The organism is Sphingobacterium athyrii (assembly GCF_003071065.1).
In the GTDB taxonomy this organism is placed as follows: Bacteria; Bacteroidota; Bacteroidia; order Sphingobacteriales; family Sphingobacteriaceae; genus Sphingobacterium; species Sphingobacterium athyrii.
In genome coordinates this window covers 459,123-480,747 of sequence record NZ_QCXX01000003.1, presented here as the reverse complement: position 1 = coordinate 480,747, position 21,625 = coordinate 459,123, and the positions used below count along the sequence as shown (strand labels likewise).

Genomic DNA, 21,625 nt, shown 5'->3' with positions numbered 1-21,625 from the left:
AGGAATCATAGTATGAAAAAATATATCTGGCATACCCATAAAATTGTAAAGGAAACAGACGATACCGTAACAATATACTTCGATACAGGAGGGCATCGTATGACCCATCTGCCCGGACAGTACCTGAATGTCCGGTTTAATTTCAACGGCGAATCGCTCATACGGTCTTATTCATTGAGTTCCATATCTTCGGATCACTATCCTGCGATTACGGTTAAAAAAGTTGAAGGCGGTAAGGTAAGTTCCTATATTGTAGATCATGCAGCGAATATTGGGACATGGAATATAGAGGGGCCATTTGGGAATTTTATTTTGGATCAAAAGATAGCAGATCAACAGCAGGTTGTTCTGCTCGCAGGGGGAAGCGGTATTTCACCATTGTTTTCGATGTTGAAGAGTATCGGCGTTACAAAACATAATCCCTTATTGATTTACAGTAGCAAATCACCGGAACAGACTATTTTCCAGAATTCATTAGCATCACTTGAAGCGGATCGCAGGCTGGATATTTGCTATTCTTTTACGGATCCGGAATTTGTTTCCACAAAAATGAACCATATCCCCGGGAGGTTTTCTTTACTTGTGCTCCGATCAGTTATCAAAAGGCTTGTTTCGGCAATTAATGACACGCAATATTATATCTGTGGTCCGCTTGCGTTGATGGATCTCTACCGGGATGCATTGATAGGCCTAAAAATTCCGCAGAAAAATATCCATATGGAATATTTCAATGCGATATCCGGAAATGCGGTCAATTTTGAAACCGATGGCTGCACAAATGAGGTTATTGTCACACATTTCGAGGATACCTATGTCGGTGATGAAATACAGACGTTCGAATGCACTTCCCTTATCAGCGTTAAATCGGGGCAATCGATATTGGAGGCCATGAAGATACATGATATCAATGTGCCAAGTTCTTGCAACAACGGAACTTGCGGTACATGCTGGGCGGTCAAAACAATGGGTACAATTCATATGCTCCGTCATGATGCGTTGCCCGAGCAGGATATTGCAGCGGGAATAGTTTTGCTCTGTCAAAGTTATCCCCAAAACGGGGATGTATGTGTTACTCTACAGTAACACATACGGCTCAAAAATTTTCCTTCAACAGTTCCTTAAGATTCCGATGCTGGAGACACAGCTCCGTATACATCGTTTTCAACCTGTTGTTCTCCTCGTTCAAATTTACCAGTACCGCCAGAATATCCGTTGCGACATCTTTATATTTATCTTTCAGTTCGTAAACCGTTGCGCCATATACCCCATATTTATCAAAAAGCTCCAGGCCACTTTTTCCCGAATTATAGTCTTTCAGCACCTTGCTGATCTGATGTTCATTACTTGCTCTGTTCTTCATCTTGCTAACCTATTATGATCTGTTTCAAAGTTCCGAAAGATCAATGGGACCGGCTATATATTTTTTCCCCCTTTATGTTATAACATTTTACGTAGTCAAAAGGAATAACCTAAAATTTCGCAAATCTAAGACGGAATATCATATAATCATATTTAGCACAAATGCTGAATTTTATCCGAATATAAAAAAGAGGGACAAATACATGATGAAAACTATGACTCTGTTAATAAAAGGAATGGTGTGCTATAGATGTATATATGTACTGGAAAGAGAAATGACGATTCTGGGTTTTGAGGTACTGGACATTATGCTGGGGCAAGTCGTACTAAAGGCTACAGATGATTTTCCTCAAAAGATGGATACAATGGAACTGATGCTGAAAGGAAACGGCTTCGAATTGCTTTACGAAAAGAAACAGAAGGTAATCAATGGCATAAAAGAGTATGTTGAAAAAGGTATTGACATGCAGCTGGCGAGTGGGGTTCCGACCCGGTTTGCGGCCTTGATCAGCGATCAGCTAAACAAGCATTACGATACCCTGAGTGCCCTATTTTCGTCGATTGAGGGGATAACGCTTGAAAAATACATTATTTTTAGGAAACTCGAAAGGGTAAAGCAATTGTTGATTTATACCGAAATGTCCCTGACTGAAATTGCCTATGCCATGGGGTACAGTAGTCAGGCCTACTTATCCAACCAACTGAAAAAATACACAGGCTTCACGTCTGGCCATTTTAAACAGGCCAGAAAATCAACTGGGCTACGGAAACACCAGTAGCTCGCCTTGTTTATCCCCCTTTACCTTTATACTTCCCTACGTTTATACACCCTACCTGCGCATTTAATCTATTGGCGACAATGAGAGCTTTACCATCTGATGCGCGGGCAATAGAGTGTAGCATCTAACAGCATTCGCGAGGGTATCAGAATTGCCGTGGAAATCAGTAAATCTTATAAATCGAATAAGGAGTTGCGTACGCTGCGCCTGCACGAGTATCGTCAATTTTGTATTTGGGTAAACCACTGGCGCAATGCCAAGAAAATTCCAATGATCAATTGATAAAGATAGTAGCGTTCAATCATTTATTGCACAATTAAAAAGCAAGACCATGTTATACAAATTAACAAAATCCAGAACGGGCATGTTAGTTCCCCTACTGGGTATTATACTAATAGCCTGTGAGAGCAAGCCCGAAAAAACAGCTGCGGCATCGAGCGGCGCCAAGGCTGATGCCACCCGGTTACCAGTCGATATACTGATCGCGCAGGAGGAGGAACTCCGTCAGGACGAGACCGTCATAGGAACCATGATGCCTTATCGGGAAGTGTCCATTGTGAGCGAACTGTCTCAAAAAATTGCCCGGGTCGCATTTCAGGATGGTAGCTACGTGGAGCAGGGAGCGATACTTTATATCCTGAATGATACCGATATCAGGGCACGTCTCAATCAGGTGGGCGCTGAATTGGAGCTCGCAAAACTGAATAAAGAGCGTTTACAGAACCTGTTGAAAACCGAAACGATAAAACAGCAGGAATACGACGAGGCACTTATGCATTTTCGTTCTTTGACCGCCCAGCAGGAACTGCTTCGTGTCGAACTGGCCAAGACGATAATCCGAGCTCCATTCTCCGGAAAAATCGGTATCTCAAAAGTGCATGTGGGCGCCTATGTCATCCCCGGTACAGCGCTGGTTACCCTGCAGGATCAGCTCAGCCTCAAGATTAACTTTTCTATTTCCGAGAAGCATCTGCCTTTGATCAATAACGGGACAAAAGTGCGCTTCACCACTGCCCTTTCCGCAGCACAACTCGAGGCGACCGTGCTCGCCACGGAGCCGGGACTGGATGCTTCGGGCCGCAGCCTGGAAGTGCAGGCACGCGTGGATAATTCCGATAAAAAATTCAGGCCGGGTATGTCCGCCAAAATACATTTTGACAGCAATGGCAAGGATGCTAAAGGTGTCAAGGTACCCACAGAGGCCCTTATGCCCGGTGACGGCGGATACAATGCCTTTGTTATCGTCGACGGAAAAGCAAAGCCTGTTGCAGTCACTATCAGTAACCGCACGGAAGCGGATGCCGTTATAACATCCGGTCTGAGCACCGGAGACAGTATTATCGTGTCCAATATGTTGCGCATTACGGATGGTACCCCCGTAAAAGCCATTATTCCAACTAAATAAGATGCCATGAGTATATCGTCACTAAGTATAAAAAAACCCGTACTGGCGGGAGTATTTTCTCTTTTGTTGGTCATATTGGGAATTGTCGGATGGAAACAGTTGGGCGTGCGGGAGTTCCCGCTGACCGAACCTCCTGTCATCTCCGTGATTACGTTCTATCCAGGCGCGAGTCCGGATGTCATTGCATCTAAACTTACCCGTCCCATGGAGGAGTCTATTGCCGAAGCCGGCGGGATCCGGACGATCTCTTCGGAATCGCGTGAGCAAGTGAGCGTTATTTCGGTCGAATTTAACCGCCAGACAGACATTGAGGATGCGTTGAATGACGTCAGGGATAAAGTGGCCAAATCCCGGAAGCAGTTGCCGGCAGATGTAGATCCACCCATTGTCCAGAAAGCCTCTTCCGCAGACAACCTGGTTGCCTTTCTTGAAGTAGAAAGTGATACAAAAGACATCAAGGAGGTCAGTCACATTGCATCCACAGTGATCAAAGACAGGATGCAGTCGATTCCGGGAATCAATAACGTCGCTATCGTCGGTGAGCATAAATATGCCATGCGGCTCCGGTTCGACCCAGTTAAATTAGCTTCCTATCAGCTTACCCCCGAAGATGTGAGACGCGCCTTGCTCAGAGAAAATATTGATCTGCCCTCGGGGCGAATCGAAGGCAATCATAGTGAATTGAGCGTCCGGACGCTCGGACGCCTCAACAGTGCAACAGATTTTAATGAGATGCTGATCAAAAAAACCGGCAATAGCGTTATCAAGCTGAAGGATATCGGTGTGGCAGAGCTCGGTGAAATGAATGAACGTACCGCCATTATCAATGAAACGGGCAATCTGAACCGTGTCGGTATCGGTGTTGCGATCCAGATTCAACGTGATGCCAATGCCATAGAGGTGGTGGACGAATTTTACAAGCGCCTGGCCCAGCTCAAAAAAGATATACCTTCCGATTATCGTCTTATTGTAGGATTTGATTTCACGCGCTCTGTTCGCGAATCCATCAAAGAGGTAGAAGAAACCCTATTTATAGCATTCGGATTGGTGGTGCTTATTATTTTTCTTTTCCTTCGCGATTGGCGTTCAACCATTATTCCGGTATTGGCCATACCGGTATCTATCCTATCTGCATTTTTCATTATGTATATTGCTGGTTTCTCCATCAACATACTTACACTTTTGGGACTCGTGCTTGCAATAGGACTTGTGGTCGATGATGCTATTGTCGTACTGGAGAATATTTACAAGAAAATTGAGGAAGGGATGTCCCCGATTCAGGCTGCCTTTAAAGGTTCCAAAGAAATCTATTTTGCCGTGATTTCAACCACAATTACCCTGGCGGCGGTGTTCTTACCTATTGTATTTATGGGAGGTATCAGCGGTCAGCTCTTTCTCGAGTTTGCAATCGTCGTTTCCGGATCCGTCTTGGTCTCTGCTTTTGTGGCTTTGACATTGACGCCGATGCTGAGTGCATATTTCCTCAAAAAGAAAGCCGGTCCGGGCTGGTTCTATCGCGTGACCGAACCTTTTTTCATCCGTTTAAATAACGGTTATACGCAATTGCTGGTTCTTTTTATGCGGGTACGTTGGCTCGCCTGGGTGTTTCTGGCCGTTACTACAGGACTGATCTATTTCGTTGGTAAAAAATTGCCATCTGAACTTGCTCCTGTAGAAGACCGTTCCAATATGAACCTGATTGCAGTCGCTCCGGAGGGAGTTTCTTTCGAGTACATGAAAAAGAATATGATCGAGGTTGGAAAATATGTGAATGACTCCACCGATGGCTTGTATCAGACCTACTCCATGGTGGCCATTTCCTTTATCCCTGCTCCCGCCCCGGTGAATGTCGCGGTGCAAAGTATTTATCTAAAAGACCCCAAAGAAAGGAAAGCGTCAATACAGGATCTGTATAACCAATATGGCGCGGCATCAGGCAATTTCCGGGGCTTCCTCCTATTTCCCTACCTCCCGCCAACCATCGGCACACGGTATGGCGGCGGTATGCCCGTCCAATTTGTATTGCAGGCGCAAAATCTGGACAGCCTGACCGCTGTGCTGCCTAAATTTTTGGGTGCGGTACGTCAGAGCAAAAAACTGATGTTTGCCGATTCGGATCTTAAAATAAACAAACCGGAGGTAAAAATAACGATAGATCGTGAGAAGGCCGCGCTGATGGGCGTATCCATCGAAGAAGTCGCCCGTACCCTACAGCTTTCCCTTTCCGGGCAACGTTATGGGTATTTCCTGCGCGACGATCGACAATATGAAGTGATCGGACAGCTGTCACGTTCTTACAGAAATGATATCAATGACTTAAATGGTATTTATGTGCATTCAACAAACGGCCAGATGATCCCGTTGAGTAACCTGATTACCACGAAAGAAGCCGTAAGCCCGGCGGCTATTTACCGATACGATCAATACACTTCCGCTACCATATCTGCCGCACCCATGCCGGGTGTAAGCCTTGCTGAGGCTATACAGGAGATCGAAAAAATAAAAGCCGATGTGTTGGGTGAAAATTTCAAGTCCTCCTTAGCTGGGCAGTCACGCGATTTCAGTGAAAGTCAGGGCAATATCACCTTCACACTGATACTGGCGCTCCTGCTCATCTATATGATATTGGCCGCCCAGTTTGAAAGCCTAAGAGATCCGCTCACCATTATGCTTACCGTACCGATGGCAGTAACGGGAGCGATCCTCAGCCTACATTGGTTTGGTCAGAGCTTAAATGTGTTTAGCCAGATCGGCATCATTACACTCGTTGGACTCATCACCAAGAATGGTATTCTAATCGTTGAATTTGCCAATCACCTCAAAGATACCGGTCTCTCAAAGTATGATGCTGCGATTACTGCGGCTGAACAACGTTTTCGTCCAATATTGATGACCTCACTGGCCATGATATTCGGTGCCTTGCCTATTGCGCTGACGGCAAACAGCCGTCAGTCTCTGGGTATTGTCATTGCCGGCGGACTTGTGTTCTCCGGTATACTCACATTATTCATTATTCCGGCCGTCTACTCCTACCTGTCAAGCAATAAGCGCAGGGAAGTCATTGTTGAAGCAGATACCGAAAGCCTACATGAAAACGCAACGCACTAATTATCAATTCCAAAGTTCATTACCATGAGAAAAACAGTATATACATGTATTATCACGCTGCTGCTGTACGGGGGCAAGCTGCATGCACAGCATAAAGCGCTATCCCTGTCCGCTGCACTGGAAATCGCAGAGAAAGGAAATAGAACAGTACAGGCACAGCTATTGGAGGAAATACACGCGAAAGCACTTACAGCGGAGAGTAAAGGGGCACTGCTGCCTACCATTTCAGCAAATGTATCCTATTCCTACTACTTTGACCGACAAACAATATTTCTACCGGGTTATTTTGCCGGCACCAGTAAACCCGTGCAAGATGTAGCTGTTGGTGGGAAAAATGCATTTAACGGCATGCTGACCTTATATCAACCTATTTTTGCGGCCGATCTCAATAGACAAAAGAAAACGGCATTGATCAATGAGCAGATCGAACGTCAAAAAACAGCCGACCTTAAAAGCAAGGTTGCACTTCGGGTTTCGGTAGATTATCTTAACATTTTGATTATGAATGAACAGCTTGCTTTATTTGAACAAAATCTGCTCCGAAATATCAGATCCCTGAATGATGCCCGCTCCCTATTTGTACAAGGCAGGGCACTGAAATCCGATACTTTGCGCAGCTTTATCGAGGTAGAAAACATCAAGTCATCTGTTTCGTATCTAAAAAACAGTATCAATGTTTCACTTATCGAATTAAAAAGATTAATTGGAATGGATGAATCCCAACGTATTGTATTGAGCGATAAACTGGAATTTAGCGGCCAGCACGAACCCTATCTGTTGGACGAGCTATTGAAAACTGCCGCACAAAACCGGAAGGATCTCGCGATCAAACAACTGCTCATTGATCTTCAACAGAAAAAAAAGGAAGTCAATGAGGCCGGGCTAATGCCCAGACTCGCCCTGGTAGGTCAATATCAGGTACAGGCACAGGCAGATAATATCCGGCTGGGAGACTATGCCTGGCCCAGGACGTCATTCTTGGGATTGCAGCTTTCCATACCGATTTTCAACGGCAACAGGACGCGATCGCAAATCAATCAGGCAAATATTAAATTAAAACAGGAACAGATACGCTTAGACGATTTTAGAGATGAAATCAAAACCCAGCTGGCCACGATCATCAGCAAATGGGAAGAAGCCATTGCGCAATTGGAAATACAGAAAAAAACCGTCAGTTCAGCAGAACTTAACTATCAGATGAATGAAGACCGTTTCAAAAATGGCTTAGGTTCACGCCTTGAGCTGACGGATGCCGACCTAGCGCTGACACAGGCACGGATAAATCGGCTACGGGCCACTTACAACCTGAGAATGCTCCATACCGAGATGCAACATGCCCTGGGACTGCTGGATCTGCATTCAAAAACAGACCATTAAATTTTACACAGATCATTAAAAGAAGACGTACAAAATGAATACGAAATCAATAGAACCGAAGGGTAAGACAGTGCCCTATCCAAAACGCTGGGCGGCACTTTTCCTACTCTGTACCGCACAGTTTATCGTCATTATGGACACCTCCATTATCGGAGTTGCCCTGCCGGCAATTCAGGCCGATCTAGGCTATTCACAATCTGGCCTGCAATGGATCTTCAACGCTTATGTTATCCTATTTGGCGGCTTCCTGCTGCTCGGAGGGCGTATGTCTGACCTCTTTGGGGCGCGTAGGATCTTTATGTGGGGATTTGGTATTCTCACTGCGGCATCATTCTTGGCCGGTATCGCCTGGTCTGAACTGGCGCTAAATATTGGCCGTGGGCTACAGGGACTGGGTTCGGCCCTGATTGCGCCTGCCGCCCTGACCCTCGTCATGTCCAAATTTACCGACCCAAAAGAGATCAATCGCGCTTTCGGGTTTTGGGGCGCGGCAGCAGCCGGTGGGTCGGCCGGAGTTTTTCTGGGTGGTGTGATTACCGAATGGCTTTCCTGGCATTGGATATTTCTGATTAACATTCCTGCTGGACTTATTGTCCTGCTGTTCAGCAAGCGATTGTTGTTCAAGGGCGATACGAAAAAAGGGAGGATCGACCTTGCCGGCGCATTGCTGGCCACCACCGCACTTGTGCTGATGGTGTACACCATTGTATCTGCGGAGCATGCCGGATGGGATTCCTTACAGACAATAAGCCTGCTGGGCATATCGATCCTATTATTTATGGTGTTCATTATGCTGCAGAAGAAGAAAAGGGATCCACTTGTACCCATGGCTATTTTTAAGGTCCCTAATCTCTCCGCGGGTAACCTGATGATGTCGCTATTGGCTGCGGCATGGATACCTTTATGGTTTTTCCTTAACCTTTACTTACAGCAGATCCTGCATTATTCAGCCTTCCACAGCGGTCTCGCCCTGTTGCCGATGACCATAGCCATTATGATCCTGATGGTAGGTTTTACTGGAAAACTGGTCACTAGGTTCGGATTCAAAACCAATATTATAGCGGGACTGGTTATCCTTGCGGGATCACTATTTCTATTTAGCACGATTCCGACAGATGGTTCTTTCCTTCGAGATGTACTGCCGGCTTCTCTATTGGCGGCTTTGGGGATGTCCCTGGCCTATATCCCCGGGACGATAGCCTCCATCTCAGGTGCCGGGCCGGATGAGACGGGACTAGCTTCAGGGCTGGTAAATACAAGTTATCAGGTTGGATCGGCTTTGGGGTTGGCCATTATCGTTGCTGTTTCCACGGCGAAAACCAATACCTTGAAAATGGCTGCCATCTCCGATGCCGACGCATTAAATGCAGGCTTTCAAACAGCATTTTTCTCAGCCGGACTCTTATGTATCGTAGCCATTTTAATAGTCGTTGGTTATATCAGGACCGCTAAACAATCGTAAAGAAATTCTGGTATGGCCTATGCCTCCGAACTCTGGCAGATCTCCGCTACCGAATGATAAAATAAAATCTTTCGGTAGCTGAGTTTTTTGTTTAAAGGTGTGGAACGAAGAAAATCAACGTCAAGTACCTTTTACTTTCACTCCCGAGCGTTGATCCGCCATTGGCTATTCGCTATAGAACACCTCTTGACTTCGATCGCTTTCTATACTGTTCGTATCTATTGAAGTGACAAAGTAGTAATAACTATTTCCTTTTATTAGCTCTGTATCCACATATTCAAATTGATCGCCCAAGATCGTTTTTAATAATTGTGGATCAGCTTTACCTGAACTTCGGTAGATATTATAAGCTTTCATTGCTGTCGCACTATGATCCCATTGAATGAGCAACCTGGTATCATCAACAGCGTATAGCCGAACTTTCAGTGGCGCTAAAGGCTTCTCGAGTATTCTTTCTACCTGAATAGGGCTACTCAAGGCACTGGTCTTGGTCGAATCGATGACCACTTGTACGGCATAGTCATAGACACCTGCCCGACGCAATGTGTCCACAAATTCATTGGTTTCTACCTTGGCAAATACACTTGTCGGAAATGCAGGTTCGTCTTTTGATTTTCTATACACGTTATAATAATTGACCCCATTCACGATTTTGTCCATATCATACCAGGTAATAGACACCTTTTCTTTGTCCATCCAAAGATAGCGCAATTGCTTGGGGGAGGCGATCTCCACCTGCTGTCCCTTGGGAATAGATAGTTTAACGACCTCAGATAATGGACTCAATGACTGGGTATGTGATACCGCAGCGATGGCATAGTAGCTGATGACATCGCCGATGGTTGCCGAGCTGTCTTGATAGTGATAGAACTGTTCTTTCGTTTGATAAGGGATAAAATTGCTTACTTGACGCAGTTCTCCATTTGCATCAAAGCTTCGGTAGATATAGAATCCCGCCACATTAAGGCTATCAACATGTTGCCATTCCAGGGTCGGCAAATTACCCTTCATATACGCATGTACCTGTGTTGGCGGCAGGATATTGACAATTCCTGTCGCGATCCCCGAAACCCGTGCCGTGGGAAAGGATATGGCAGACTCCCCCTGCATCAGCAACTGATAATAATAATTCTTCCCGGCACGAACGGATTGGTCAACATAGAGGGTATCAGTTACAGGAACGGTAGCTAATAACCGATAATTTGTATCGTAATTATCGCTGCGATACAACAAGATATTTTGTAAGGCATATCGTTGCTCCAATGGTTCCCAATAGATCTTTATGCCGCCATCTATTGCTGCTGTCCGGACGTTAAATCCACGGTTGATATTTCGAAATCCGCCAACTTGAAGCGTAACGGTGTCCGAACTCGTGCCCTGATTGCCAAAAAGATCCTTTCCAATAAGATAGTATTCATAACGGACAGATTGCAATGCTGTGGTATCCTGGAGGTAGTAAATGACCGAATCATTCTGGCTATTCCCACTCAAGCCCCGTGTACTGTATACGGGCCTGAAATCTGAGCCCGAGCCACGCACCCGTCTATAAATTTCAAACAGAGGGGCAGCCTGCGTGATTGCCGACTGAAAGCGGAGTATCGGATAGGCCTCGCCGGGGTCTACCTCAATGCTTTTGATTGCTGCAAAGTCGACTTTAGGTAAATTATAGGTCATCGTTGCATTGTATTCACTCCCATCCGTAGCGATTATTTTGTAACTATAATTTTGGCCCAGTACGGCTGTGGTATCCATAAGTCCCAATCCAAATCCTATCCGAATCTGCGGAATCTGTAAGGTCAGGTACTGTTGCTGTTTCAGGGGATCTTCCCAAGCCTGCCACAGGCCCTGTGATAAACTATCCGAAAGGTTACCCGATTCCGGAAAAATAAACAGGAGATCTTTAATCCGCTGCCGAACAGTTTCCAACGATTGCAGGGCACTAATGTGTTGGATGGGCAAAAATTCCTTGTCCCCGGCTCCTTTTCGCAGGACGAGATAGCCCTGCTTTGCCATTTCCAAATCATTGACATCAATATAAATCCCCTTTGGTGTGCCTGTCATAGCCACTTTTGCCTGCTGTGCATACGACGAGCTGCATACAAGCAATAACCAAAGAATCCATGCGGTATGTTTCATAATCCGTTTATTAATAATCAAAGTCAGGATCTTTGCTACAAGATCCACTATTTCTTGTAAATTCAAATTCAACACCTTTATTGCAGCTCGATCCCGCACACAGGGTCAGTTTGCCCATCACGCCAATGTCAATGCTTTCATCCACGAAGGCACACCATACCCTTGCCCCGATATTGGCCGAAAAGCAGCCCATCACCTGAAAACTTGGGTTGCCACCGGTATTGGCAAACTTGGCTTTCACGCCTACCTCAGCATCTACCGAACCGCTCACGCCACAGACACCGCCCAGTACAGCCATTCGTGCATAAGCATGGGCAAATAACATCGCACCGACACCGATCTCCTGACTTGCCTTGTTAAAACTGCCATAGATACGGGCATCAAAACCAGCGCCGAATCCCACTTCAAAATCTGCTACAACAAAATTGACCGCAAAATGCGTCTCGGGGATAATGTCCTTTCTTCCCGTAAACAAGAATCCGTGAAAGCCATTCTCCTTAAATATTTTCGGCAGTTTCTTCACATAAGACTGACTTGTAAACTTCGCTTCCATCTGTGGAGTGACCGTATTATGATCGCCGATGCCGATACCGACAGCCAATGGGAAAATCAATGGTACCGGTGCCAGGACATCCGCTCCTGCGAAAAAGTACCAGCCTTCTTTTTCAAAAAGCATTTCAAGCTCCACCTTACTTAGGATCACGGCTCCGGCCACCAACCTTGGCATGCTCAGTGCACCAAACATACGTCCGGTCTTGAAATCATAGTCAAATTTTGCTCCCGAGAAACCACCGCCATTCTTTGCCATTCCATCGGCCAGGTTATCGACCGGCAATTCCTCTTGTATGGCTTTTACCGCTTGCATGGCGACCTGTTTGGTTTTTTGCTTGGCAACATCGACAATATCAATACCGAGCGCTCCGCGCAGAACACCGTTGAGCTGCAAAAATCCACCGATTGGATTGCCATCGATCATGGAGTTGATGGCATTCATTCCGGTACCCGCCAACCGCATCTTAGCAGCGATCTGATCGTAATACTGTTTTCCATCTTCACCCAATTTCATCACCTCATTATAGGTGTCATTGGCAGTTTTAAGATTATTTTCAATAAATTCCCGGGTTTGCCGCACATTTTCATCCTTCATCACTTCGTCCAATAGCTGGGCAGCATACTCCTCCCCTTGTTTGCGGTATTCGCCAATAACAATTTCCGCCTGCTTCTTGGCCTCGTCTGCGGCTTGTGAGACAACTGCTTCTGCAAAGGCTTTAGCCTCACCTGCCACTCCCGCTGGTGCTCCTTCCCCTTGTACCGAAGATGTAACCATGCTAACCAGATTGGCCTTGATACCAATATCCGTACCCGGCATCTGTATCATTCCTGCAATCCCCAGTCCACGGCCGCCATAAAGCTGCCCTCCCGCTGCCGCGATGGTTTTGAAACGCGTCCCTCCGTCTCCTGTAAAGGAGAAACTCAAAGGAGCAATAGATAATTTAGGTACACCGGATTCACTTGCGGTATAACTGATGCTTCCATTGATATTGTCCAACAGCTTGGGTAAATGAAGGTTAACAGTTCCGTTCATTGTTAAGCCATCAGGTCTGCTAAAGAAAGATCCCGGAGTAAAAGACAATTGACTTTGCAATGTAATAGGCTTTGCAGATTGACTAAAACCAAAGACTTCCTCATCATTACTCAATACGGAGATGTACCCGATTTGAATGCGGTCACCCTGATGTGTCATCCCCGGAAGTTTCTCCAAAAAAGCAGCTTCACCGTTGTCATTTCGTAAGGTAAATTTAAAATGACCTTTCCCCGGGATATTGCCCACATCGGCATCGTAGGAAAATACCAACTCTGTACCTTGATTGAGGTGAAGTGGTATATTGGCTTTGCCACCTACAGTCAGCTGCTGTGATACATTGTCGGTCTTGTCAAAAATAAGTTCCCCCGGTATTATCGACATTTTCCGCATATTCAGGTCTGCTTTATTGGTAAATATTTTACCTTCATTCAGCACGATACCGCCCGAGTTGGGCGCCAAGACCCAAGATCTGCTCTGCACCTTCCATTTTTCCAGTTGAAATTCCAAGGGTTCATTGCTACGGACAGGCAACAGCATATCTTTGGTAATAATGGCTTTCCCTGCAATTATACGCAGAGGTATATTACCCTGTATCGTGGTTTTTAAGGTAAGGAAGAGATGAATACTATCTTCTTTCATATAGGACTCCCTAGCTCCGTCAATGCCACTTTCACCATCAAAACCCAAATATTTAAACTGTATCGCCTTGCCCTGATCTTTACTGATCGTATACTTTCGTCCTTTGGTGCTTGCGTTCGATCTGAAAACTTCTATATTCATCTTTGCAGGACTGCCGTCGGCATATCTGCCCAAATAAAAATCCTGGTTGCTGATCGTCATATAACTACTTGGAAAGTTGAACGAGTTGTCGACAATCCGAACTTTCCCTTCGATCGAACCTGTCGTATCGTTTTCGCCACGCCGTATGCGGATAAATTGTTCGGCTCCGAGCAATTGTGCTTTATATGACTTAAATGCGGCTATCCGGATATTCTTTTCCAGCAGGTCAATCTTTTCATCTGCTGGTACCCCTTTAGCGACCTGACGGTTATTGACCAGACCTGATTTCTTAATGACAATATTTTTAAACCTCAGCTGCAGCTCCTGTCCCCCAAACTTATCGTCTTTGAAATCAGAGTTTTCCGGCAGATCGACAAGATCGCCCGAAACTAGATATTCCCCCTCTTGTCGTTGCTCCAGTTTATTGATTCGAACATTAAAACCATACAGCTGGCTGAGGTCGATATCATTGAGCTCATTGATCTTGAAATCGAGGGTCTGCTCCGTGACATCTCTTTGCACGGCAATAGATTTGCTTTCGCCCACAAAAGTCCGGTTTTGTGCATGGTAACTGGCCGTCACTTTGATTTTCAGTGCGTTGCCAGGTAACAGTGGACTTGCCGCTCTTGGTTGAGGAACCAAAATGGAATAATCACCATTGGCATCCGTCTCCGTTTCACTTTCTGAATTTGCGCCGGCTCCCTGCTCCAGGTAGACGCGTGCCCCCTGAAGGGCTGTTCCGTCTGCTGCTAGCGTAACCTTTCCAGCTAAGAGATTAGCACGGTCCACTTCGACCACAACCGTGCGAAGTACCTGATCGTCTTCGCTATTTACATTGTTGAGGCTAGTGGGCATAAAGGCGATACCAGCCTGTGCACCGACGATCGGACTTGTTGAATTTTCCTTAGATTTAGCCCTATATTTTGCAATATCATTGGTGACAAAAACATTGAAATTGGTCTTCGAATTATTGACAAATTCAAACCGTGCCTCACCCTGCGTGTTTGTCCGCTTGAAATCATCACCGGCTCCTTCAATATAGACCTTCGCATTGGTCACACGCGAGCCGTCTTTCGTCTTGACGACAATATTGATCCGATGTTTTCTGCGGGTCAGTTTGAAGTCTCCAAGATCTGCATTGGGTTCCTGAGCAAATACGGCCGCAGTTTTAGGCATATAAGCTGGATCATAAGGCAAGATCATAATGGAATCAGGCCTTGTCGGAAGATCAATTTCAAAACGCTGGTAAGGCATATTCAATTGTGAGTTAACCAATCCGACGGATTGAATTTCTTTACTGATGCCCGAAGTGAGCGCAGTGTTTGTTGTTTTCGCATTTGCTGCGTAAACGAAATTGACATTATTTCCAAATTTTGTCTTGGATTGGGTGGCAGCAGCCACTATTCCCGTATTCAGATCTGCTTTGCTTGCTATAAAAACTGTCGTATTGATTTCGCCTTTGGCATTCTTGGTAGATTGTATCTTGCTACCACTGGTGCCAAACAAAATTTCCTTTTTATCACTTACCGTCCGATCGACCAAAGTTTGAAAATTATTGAGTGCAAATTGATTTAATGAATGATTCAAGGCTCCCGTACCCGCCTTCCTACTTAGCGCACCTTCGGTATCCACCCATCTTCCATTCATTTTCAGCTTGACCCGCGCGGTTACCGGCGCATCGTTCTCTGCATCCATCACATAGCCATAAGCTCCTCTTCCAAGCGGTTTAATGGCAAAGTTGCGCACGATCTGCCGTCCGGACAGGCCGGGTTCGAGCGCCCCGATATCCACCTCCTGCTTCTCGTAACCGGGCGCATAGAGTATTTTGACCACATTGCTGGTCTGTGTAGAGACCGTTCCTGAATTAATCGTCTCAGGGTTAAAAGATTCGATCCGTTTTTCTATTGTGGGGAATGAATAATAACCATTATCATCCGTGGTCACAACTTCTTCAAAAAGGAAATTATAACGTTGATTGTTGTATGATTTCCCGTTTAAGATCACGCTAGCTTTGACTTGTACCCCTTTTATACCCAGGGTGGTAAAATCATCAGTGACCCGGCCTCTGATCAAGGTAGATTTGGGAACGACCCTAAATTTATATTCGACCACATTATCGGGATTCAGATCTTTGTTAAACAGGATATCCGATTCTGGGATAAAGCCTTCGATACCCTGTGGCCCATCCGCCGCTACCCTGCGATTGGTCCATACATGGGTTTTGCTCAGTAAGTAATCCTTATAGAAGGCCACGTCGTTCTCCCGGCCCCGGTCGTCAGCTTCCAAAATGTAGTTCAGCGTACCGGCCATATTCAATGTTGTCGGGCGAAGCACATCCTTAAACTCAATATAACCACCGTCGTTGCTGAGATCTCCCTCCCGCATCAATATATTCTGATATTGATTATCCAACGCCGGATTATTCGACTGAACCACAGTTCCATTGCTGAGCGATACACCGGAATAGTTGGCTCCTATATTGGCGGTATAGCTTAAGTTGCTGGCAGCAATTCCTTTGATGGACATACCTGATCCAGCTGCGGCAATCGGTGTCGCCGAATTATTGTATCCCGAATTGGGCGTGGAGGTATTGATATTCTTTTTTATATTTTTATCCAGTCCCGGGATACTGGGCATATAACGGTGGTCCTTATTGCTCAGATCATAATACAGATTCACGGGTACATTGGCAAATGAAATTGCTGTCTGTGGTTGTTCGGCCCGGTCCACACGTCCTACCAGTACCCGAATGTTTTGGGTCTTTACAAAAGAGGTATAGGCACCGATATCTTTACTCTCCCAAGGTTGTACCACAATGGCCTCATCAGGTGCACAATAGAAAGCTACATCGGGCACCAGACGAAAGACTCGCCTGAATTTTCCATCACGGGTAGCGGCCAGATCGCCTTCCCCCCTTGTTACGCTTCCATCGACATATTGACCGGCGGCGTCCGCATTCGGAAAATCAAATTCAAAATTTCCATCCTGATCGGTCATTACAGTTTGCAATACTTTGTAGTTGTCCTGTACACTGCCATTGTCACTATTGATGGATATCCCTTGTTCTACAACTTCTGTTTTTGCAAAATTGGTATATCCAAAGCTTGCCAGCTGTGTGCTGATGCTGTTGTAGTAGTTTCCTATAGGGGAAATAGCTCCGACGTAGCCAGCCTTAGCCGTTTGATCTGGCAGCAATGGTACTGCCGATGCATTGCGCATAGCTGACATGGCTCCGGTTCCGAGAGGTACGTCAACAGCTTCTGCCCGAGGACCGCCGTTTTGCGAAGCTAATCTGGCACCGTGTTGCATATCAGGAATAGTTCCGGCGGTAGATTTCGATTCCACGAAATCATAGGTAACCACCAGTTTTAGCGGCATATTTGCGTAAGGCTGTTTGGGTAGTCCCGCTTTATTTTTATAGGCATACTTTAAGTTTCCCGTCAATTTGGTACGCGGTGCCACTGCCAATTCCTTTTCCAAGGTCAGAAAAGCCTCTTCTGTTTGGTCGTTGTACCGGTAATCTGTCCATTTGTCCTTGCCGAGCACATTTTTGGTGACACCATTGCCATAGAGCGATCCCCCTTTGGCCAGACTGTTTCCCAGGTTTAGTCCCGGTTCATTTTTATCTGTACCTGCGAGCTGTTCGCCCTTTTTCGTATTGCCGTTTTTAGCTGGGATAACATTGACTTGTTTGTTGGACACTTTGAGACCATTGTCGGTCAGCATTTTCAACTTAGCAGACCCCTCCTGCGATTTTAAAGCATGCTCAAACGCATTTCCATTCGTATAGCTGACCAGCTCTGGATCATTCAGCTTTAAGTTGCTGCTGTTTTTATTTCCGTTGACAGTGAGCCCGGCAGCGATAGTGCCATACGACACTTCTCGCAATACGGTGCTGCCATTGAGTAATACGATCTTATAATTATAACTGTCCGAGGGCAGATTTTTAAATAAGGAATTGATCGTTACATACGCTTCGTTACCGTTTTTCTTATCCCTTATTTGTGGTGTTGTGCGCTCGGCGATCAAAATTTTATCGCCCTGTATTGCTTGCTCATACAAACGCTCACTAAGCAGATCACCCTCGTATCGTGGGATTCCGTATTGCGGATTTTCTTTGTTCGTCTTTTGCCTATAGATTTTGATCTTGGCATTTTCAACATAATCCCCCTTAAGGTTATTAAAGATCTCACGAACGTTGATTTTCAAGCTATAAGCATTGGCATCCAAGGTAATCTGGCTAACGCTTTGCTCAGTGCCCGATTTAAAGGAAAATAATTCGCTGCTTGCTTTGAAATGCGGATTGAGCACAGCAATTTTATAGTAAAGCCCAACATTACCTTTCATATTTTCGATATGATATCGCAGACTGGCAGGCATCGCCGAAGCGCCCTGGCCACCGATATTGTTATCCCATTTGTCGTCGGGGATCATACCGCTGCTGTCCTGAGATGAAAAGAAACAGGTGATTTCAAAATTTCCATCCTTATCTGTGGTGACATATTGTCCCCCAAAAACATCTTCTTTATTGAAAAAACTGGCGATATTGCCTGTCAATTCTGTTTTTTGTGCCACGCCGTTGCTATCTTGGGCCACCTTGGCATACACTTTTGAGAGATAGACTTTTTGATTGGCAATGGGAAATACGTTTCCTTTTGCATCATCCTTAAATTGGTAAACCAGTCGTCCTTTGATCTTGGTGGTATCGCGGTGTATTTTGGCATCAAACAGAAAATCTACCGGGATGCTCTTACCCTGATTTTCGAAAATTTGCTGCTGCATGGGGTCATTGGCAATCACCTGTACCTGATAGCGCGCCCCTTTTTTAAGTTCGGGCATCTTTACAAAATCATATAGGAGCTCGTTTTTTCCGATGATCTTGGTGGTATACATCGGTAATGTGCTACTTAAATTCTTGCTGGACTTGCTTGTGCTGATTTTATAAAAATTGACTGTATACTCTGTTGTTGGAGCAGCGTTCAAAATCGGGTTCCAGACCACTTTAAATTGTTCTACGCCCTTAAATGTACTTTGATTTTCGGGACTCACGATCAATGGGGCCGCAATCATATTTCCGGCATAGATAAAGGAGCTCACCTCTGACCAGCCACGATTCCGAAAAGTAGATTTTCCTGTTGGATCCGTTGCCTGTACTCCCATGACATATTGCCTGCCGGGTATGAGGGCAGGATGTGCGGGTCCATATAATAGCATATTGGATCCCAGTGTCTCCTCAAATAGGGGTCTGCTGGACAAAAAAGCATCATTGGGATTACGTGGGACGATCAGCTCGACAATGCGTAGTTTGTACTGGGTAAAGGGCGAAGATCCGGGCGGTGTGGTCCAGGTGATCGGCAAAGCCTGTACGCCTCGGACGTCCACCTTCTGTTCATTAAAAGGACTGATAATGCGCGGGGGCTCCAGGTCTGAGATCCGAAAACTGGTACAGCCCAGCGGTTGTTCCGGACTGATCGGTTCCAGGCTATTGTATTGTAAAGCACGGATACATAACATATAGTTACCCTCCAAGAGGCCAACACCACGGTTCATATCCGCCCGGCTGATGCCCGTATATTCAATTTTATTGATGTCAAAAAGAGCCGCAATGTCATTGCCGTTCAGATTGACTGTCTGACCCGCCCCAATGATGATCGGGCGTGGACTACGGTAGCCGGGTTTGACCCAGGCCGAAATCCCGTTATCCCCGGTTACCTTGGCCGTAAGCTGTATCGACAACTCGACCGTGGAAGTATTGGTCACCGTCACGACCATCAGTTCGGGGTGCGAAGAATAATCAGCTATACGGTTCAAATAAGGAGGCAACACGTGCGATGTGATCTGTATCTGCGCCTTTGAAGCAAAGCATAGGAGCAAAAGCCCAAGTAGGATACATACATTTCGTCTGATAGATGCGATCGGTTTCATAATCCAAAATTCAATTGGTAAGCAATTTCTCCACGGGTTTCTGAAAATGACGGATTTACACCCGTCACAACAGACCCCGGATTGTTATTGGTAAAGTAGACCATTGCCCGGATACTTTGCAGTTTGCTAATGGTATAGGATAGGTTTAGAGAGCCATTGAAGATGCCGCTTTTATTGCCATTGCTATTACCCCGCATGTAACTCAGGTTGGTACCCGTACTGAGTTTATTGTTGGCGATCAAATAGGTAGCCCCGCCCGAAATCCCCTTATAGCTATTCCGATTGCCACTGGATTTTAGCATGGTATAGCTCAGGCTCGAGTTAAAGCTGAGTTTTTCCTGTGGAAGTGACAAGGTATAATTTAGCAGGTATTGACTGGAGTTGATGTCCCTGCTCGGAGCATTGTTTGCATCAAAATAACTGTTATAGTCATTCATGCTATTGAAATTGACTGAAAGCAGGATCATTTGTACCCTTGTCGGACTAGATAGGGTAAATCTCGGCATAATACCGAATGTTCTGGTAGTCTGTACTATTTTGAGGGAATCCGCAAAGCGCAGCGTATTTGGTTTCTGATTATTGGAAAAATTGCTGAAGTTGAGATCAATTCCGAGCTGTTTTGTCAATTCGGCCGTTAGCATTGCTGTACCGATGACACGTTTGGAGGTTGCTTCTTTCTGCAACCGGACATTGTCCTGTTCTATTCCTAGGCTTCCGTTAAAACGAAATCTGCCCGAAGGATGACTGTAGTTGGGCATAATGGTCAGATTTTCAACATCATTGGTAAAGTAATAAGCGCCCATTGAGGTAAATCCGGGTTCCACACGACGATAATTTACCTTAACGCCATAGTTTTTGGCCTGATAGCCAACGCCGGCGTTAAAAGCCAAAAACCATTCGGAAGTACCATTAATATCCAACATCTTACCTAACTTTCGGAGCGTCTTGTCCGTTATGGAATCCAGCGACAAGGTCGAATTGATGTCGCGTGTCAGCAAGCTTACGGCCCCGTCACTTTCGATATAGAGCTGTTTGAAAATCGTAAACCGGGTACCATAGCCGAGCACAGAATTGGCCGCCGGAGTTACTTTTCGATTTGTATTATTGACAATCCCCGCGATTGAGCTACTGTCATCTTTGGCGTGGAGCAGATTCAGGTCAAAGAAATTGGCGTTGGTGCCGTATCCCAATTTTACCGCCAGTCCCTTGCGGGTAAAAGAGTAAGGCACCAGCGACATCGAGGCCGTATCAATGACCGTTGCCCGATTCAAACGACCATACATGAGCCCAAAGCGTAATTTACCGGGATTAAGCTCCACCCCGCCCCCCAAGATGGTATGCCCCGCCAGTGTATAGGGCGAAAAAGTGATATTTCGATATCCGGCATGCAAGGTGATCCACTTATAGGTCGGACTGAGGCCAAATTGATTAAAAGGTTGCTGGAAGGAACTCTGCTTTTTGCTCAATGTGAAGCTAAATGGAATACTCCATCCATACAATGAAATCGTTGGACTTCCGCTGATCAGATAATTAACAGGTTCCATGCGGTCGGCTATTCCGGAGGCATGGTAAAACATGCCCCGGAGCTCCAGATTTCCGTCAAACCGAAACGGTTTTTGCTTGGTAATATTACTAAGCTCTTGTCCCTGTATAGGTCTTAACATCCCCAGGCAGCAGACAACGATTACGAAATGGATGATGGTTTTCAT

The 21,625-nt window shown here is 45.7% G+C and carries 10 protein-coding genes; 6 read left to right on the top strand and 4 right to left on the bottom strand.

Annotated elements, in window-relative coordinates; genetic code table 11:
- Positions 1 to 12: 12 nt before the first annotated feature.
- Complete coding sequence (locus DCO56_RS12725) at positions 13 to 1,083, top strand: iron-sulfur cluster-binding domain-containing protein (RefSeq protein WP_108634144.1); 1,071 nt, start codon at positions 13 to 15, stop codon at positions 1,081 to 1,083.
- A 10-nt stretch (positions 1,084 to 1,093) separates the two neighbouring features.
- On the opposite strand, the gene DCO56_RS12720 is transcribed toward DCO56_RS12725, so the two are convergent.
- On the bottom strand, positions 1,094 to 1,360 hold the full coding sequence (locus DCO56_RS12720; protein WP_108634143.1) for a hypothetical protein: 267 nt from the start codon (positions 1,358 to 1,360) through the stop codon (positions 1,094 to 1,096).
- 202 nt (positions 1,361 to 1,562) lie between these two features.
- Between DCO56_RS12720 and DCO56_RS12715 the strand changes: the two genes are divergently transcribed.
- The 5 genes from DCO56_RS12715 (at position 1,563) to DCO56_RS12695 (ending at position 9,490) form a co-directional block, all read left to right on the top strand.
- A complete protein-coding gene (locus DCO56_RS12715) occupies positions 1,563 to 2,138 on the top strand; it encodes a helix-turn-helix domain-containing protein (protein ID WP_219929385.1) in 576 nt (191 codons plus the stop codon).
- Between the two features lie 331 nt (positions 2,139 to 2,469).
- Positions 2,470 to 3,543 (top strand): efflux RND transporter periplasmic adaptor subunit, encoded by a 1,074-nt coding sequence (locus DCO56_RS12710; protein ID WP_108634142.1) that lies wholly within the window; start codon positions 2,470 to 2,472, stop codon positions 3,541 to 3,543.
- A gap of 6 nt (positions 3,544 to 3,549) precedes the next feature.
- Complete coding sequence (locus tag DCO56_RS12705; protein ID WP_108634141.1) at positions 3,550 to 6,651, top strand: efflux RND transporter permease subunit; 3,102 nt, start codon at positions 3,550 to 3,552, stop codon at positions 6,649 to 6,651.
- Between the two features lie 24 nt (positions 6,652 to 6,675).
- Positions 6,676 to 8,028, top strand: coding sequence for a TolC family protein (locus DCO56_RS12700; protein WP_108634140.1), 1,353 nt, complete (start codon positions 6,676 to 6,678; stop codon positions 8,026 to 8,028).
- 34 nt (positions 8,029 to 8,062) lie between these two features.
- Positions 8,063 to 9,490 (top strand): MFS transporter, encoded by a 1,428-nt coding sequence (locus tag DCO56_RS12695; protein ID WP_108634139.1) that lies wholly within the window; start codon positions 8,063 to 8,065, stop codon positions 9,488 to 9,490.
- A 165-nt stretch (positions 9,491 to 9,655) separates the two neighbouring features.
- Here DCO56_RS12695 and DCO56_RS12690 read toward each other — a convergent pair whose 3' ends face one another.
- Genes DCO56_RS12690 through DCO56_RS12680 form a run of 3 tightly spaced genes read right to left on the bottom strand, consistent with a single transcriptional unit; the run spans position 9,656 to position 21,625 of the window.
- The gene (locus DCO56_RS12690) at positions 9,656 to 11,626 is read right to left on the bottom strand and encodes a fibronectin type III domain-containing protein (RefSeq protein WP_146191053.1); all 1,971 of its coding nucleotides are present in this window, start codon (positions 11,624 to 11,626) and stop codon (positions 9,656 to 9,658) included.
- Between the two features lie 10 nt (positions 11,627 to 11,636).
- Positions 11,637 to 19,916 carry a carboxypeptidase-like regulatory domain-containing protein gene (locus DCO56_RS12685; protein WP_108634137.1) on the bottom strand — a complete coding sequence of 2,760 codons (8,280 nt, stop codon included), beginning with the start codon at positions 19,914 to 19,916 and terminating at the stop codon, positions 11,637 to 11,639.
- Positions 19,913 to 21,625 (bottom strand): hypothetical protein, encoded by a 1,713-nt coding sequence (locus DCO56_RS12680; RefSeq protein ID WP_146191052.1) that lies wholly within the window; start codon positions 21,623 to 21,625, stop codon positions 19,913 to 19,915. The genes DCO56_RS12685 and DCO56_RS12680 overlap by 4 nt, the downstream gene beginning before the upstream one ends.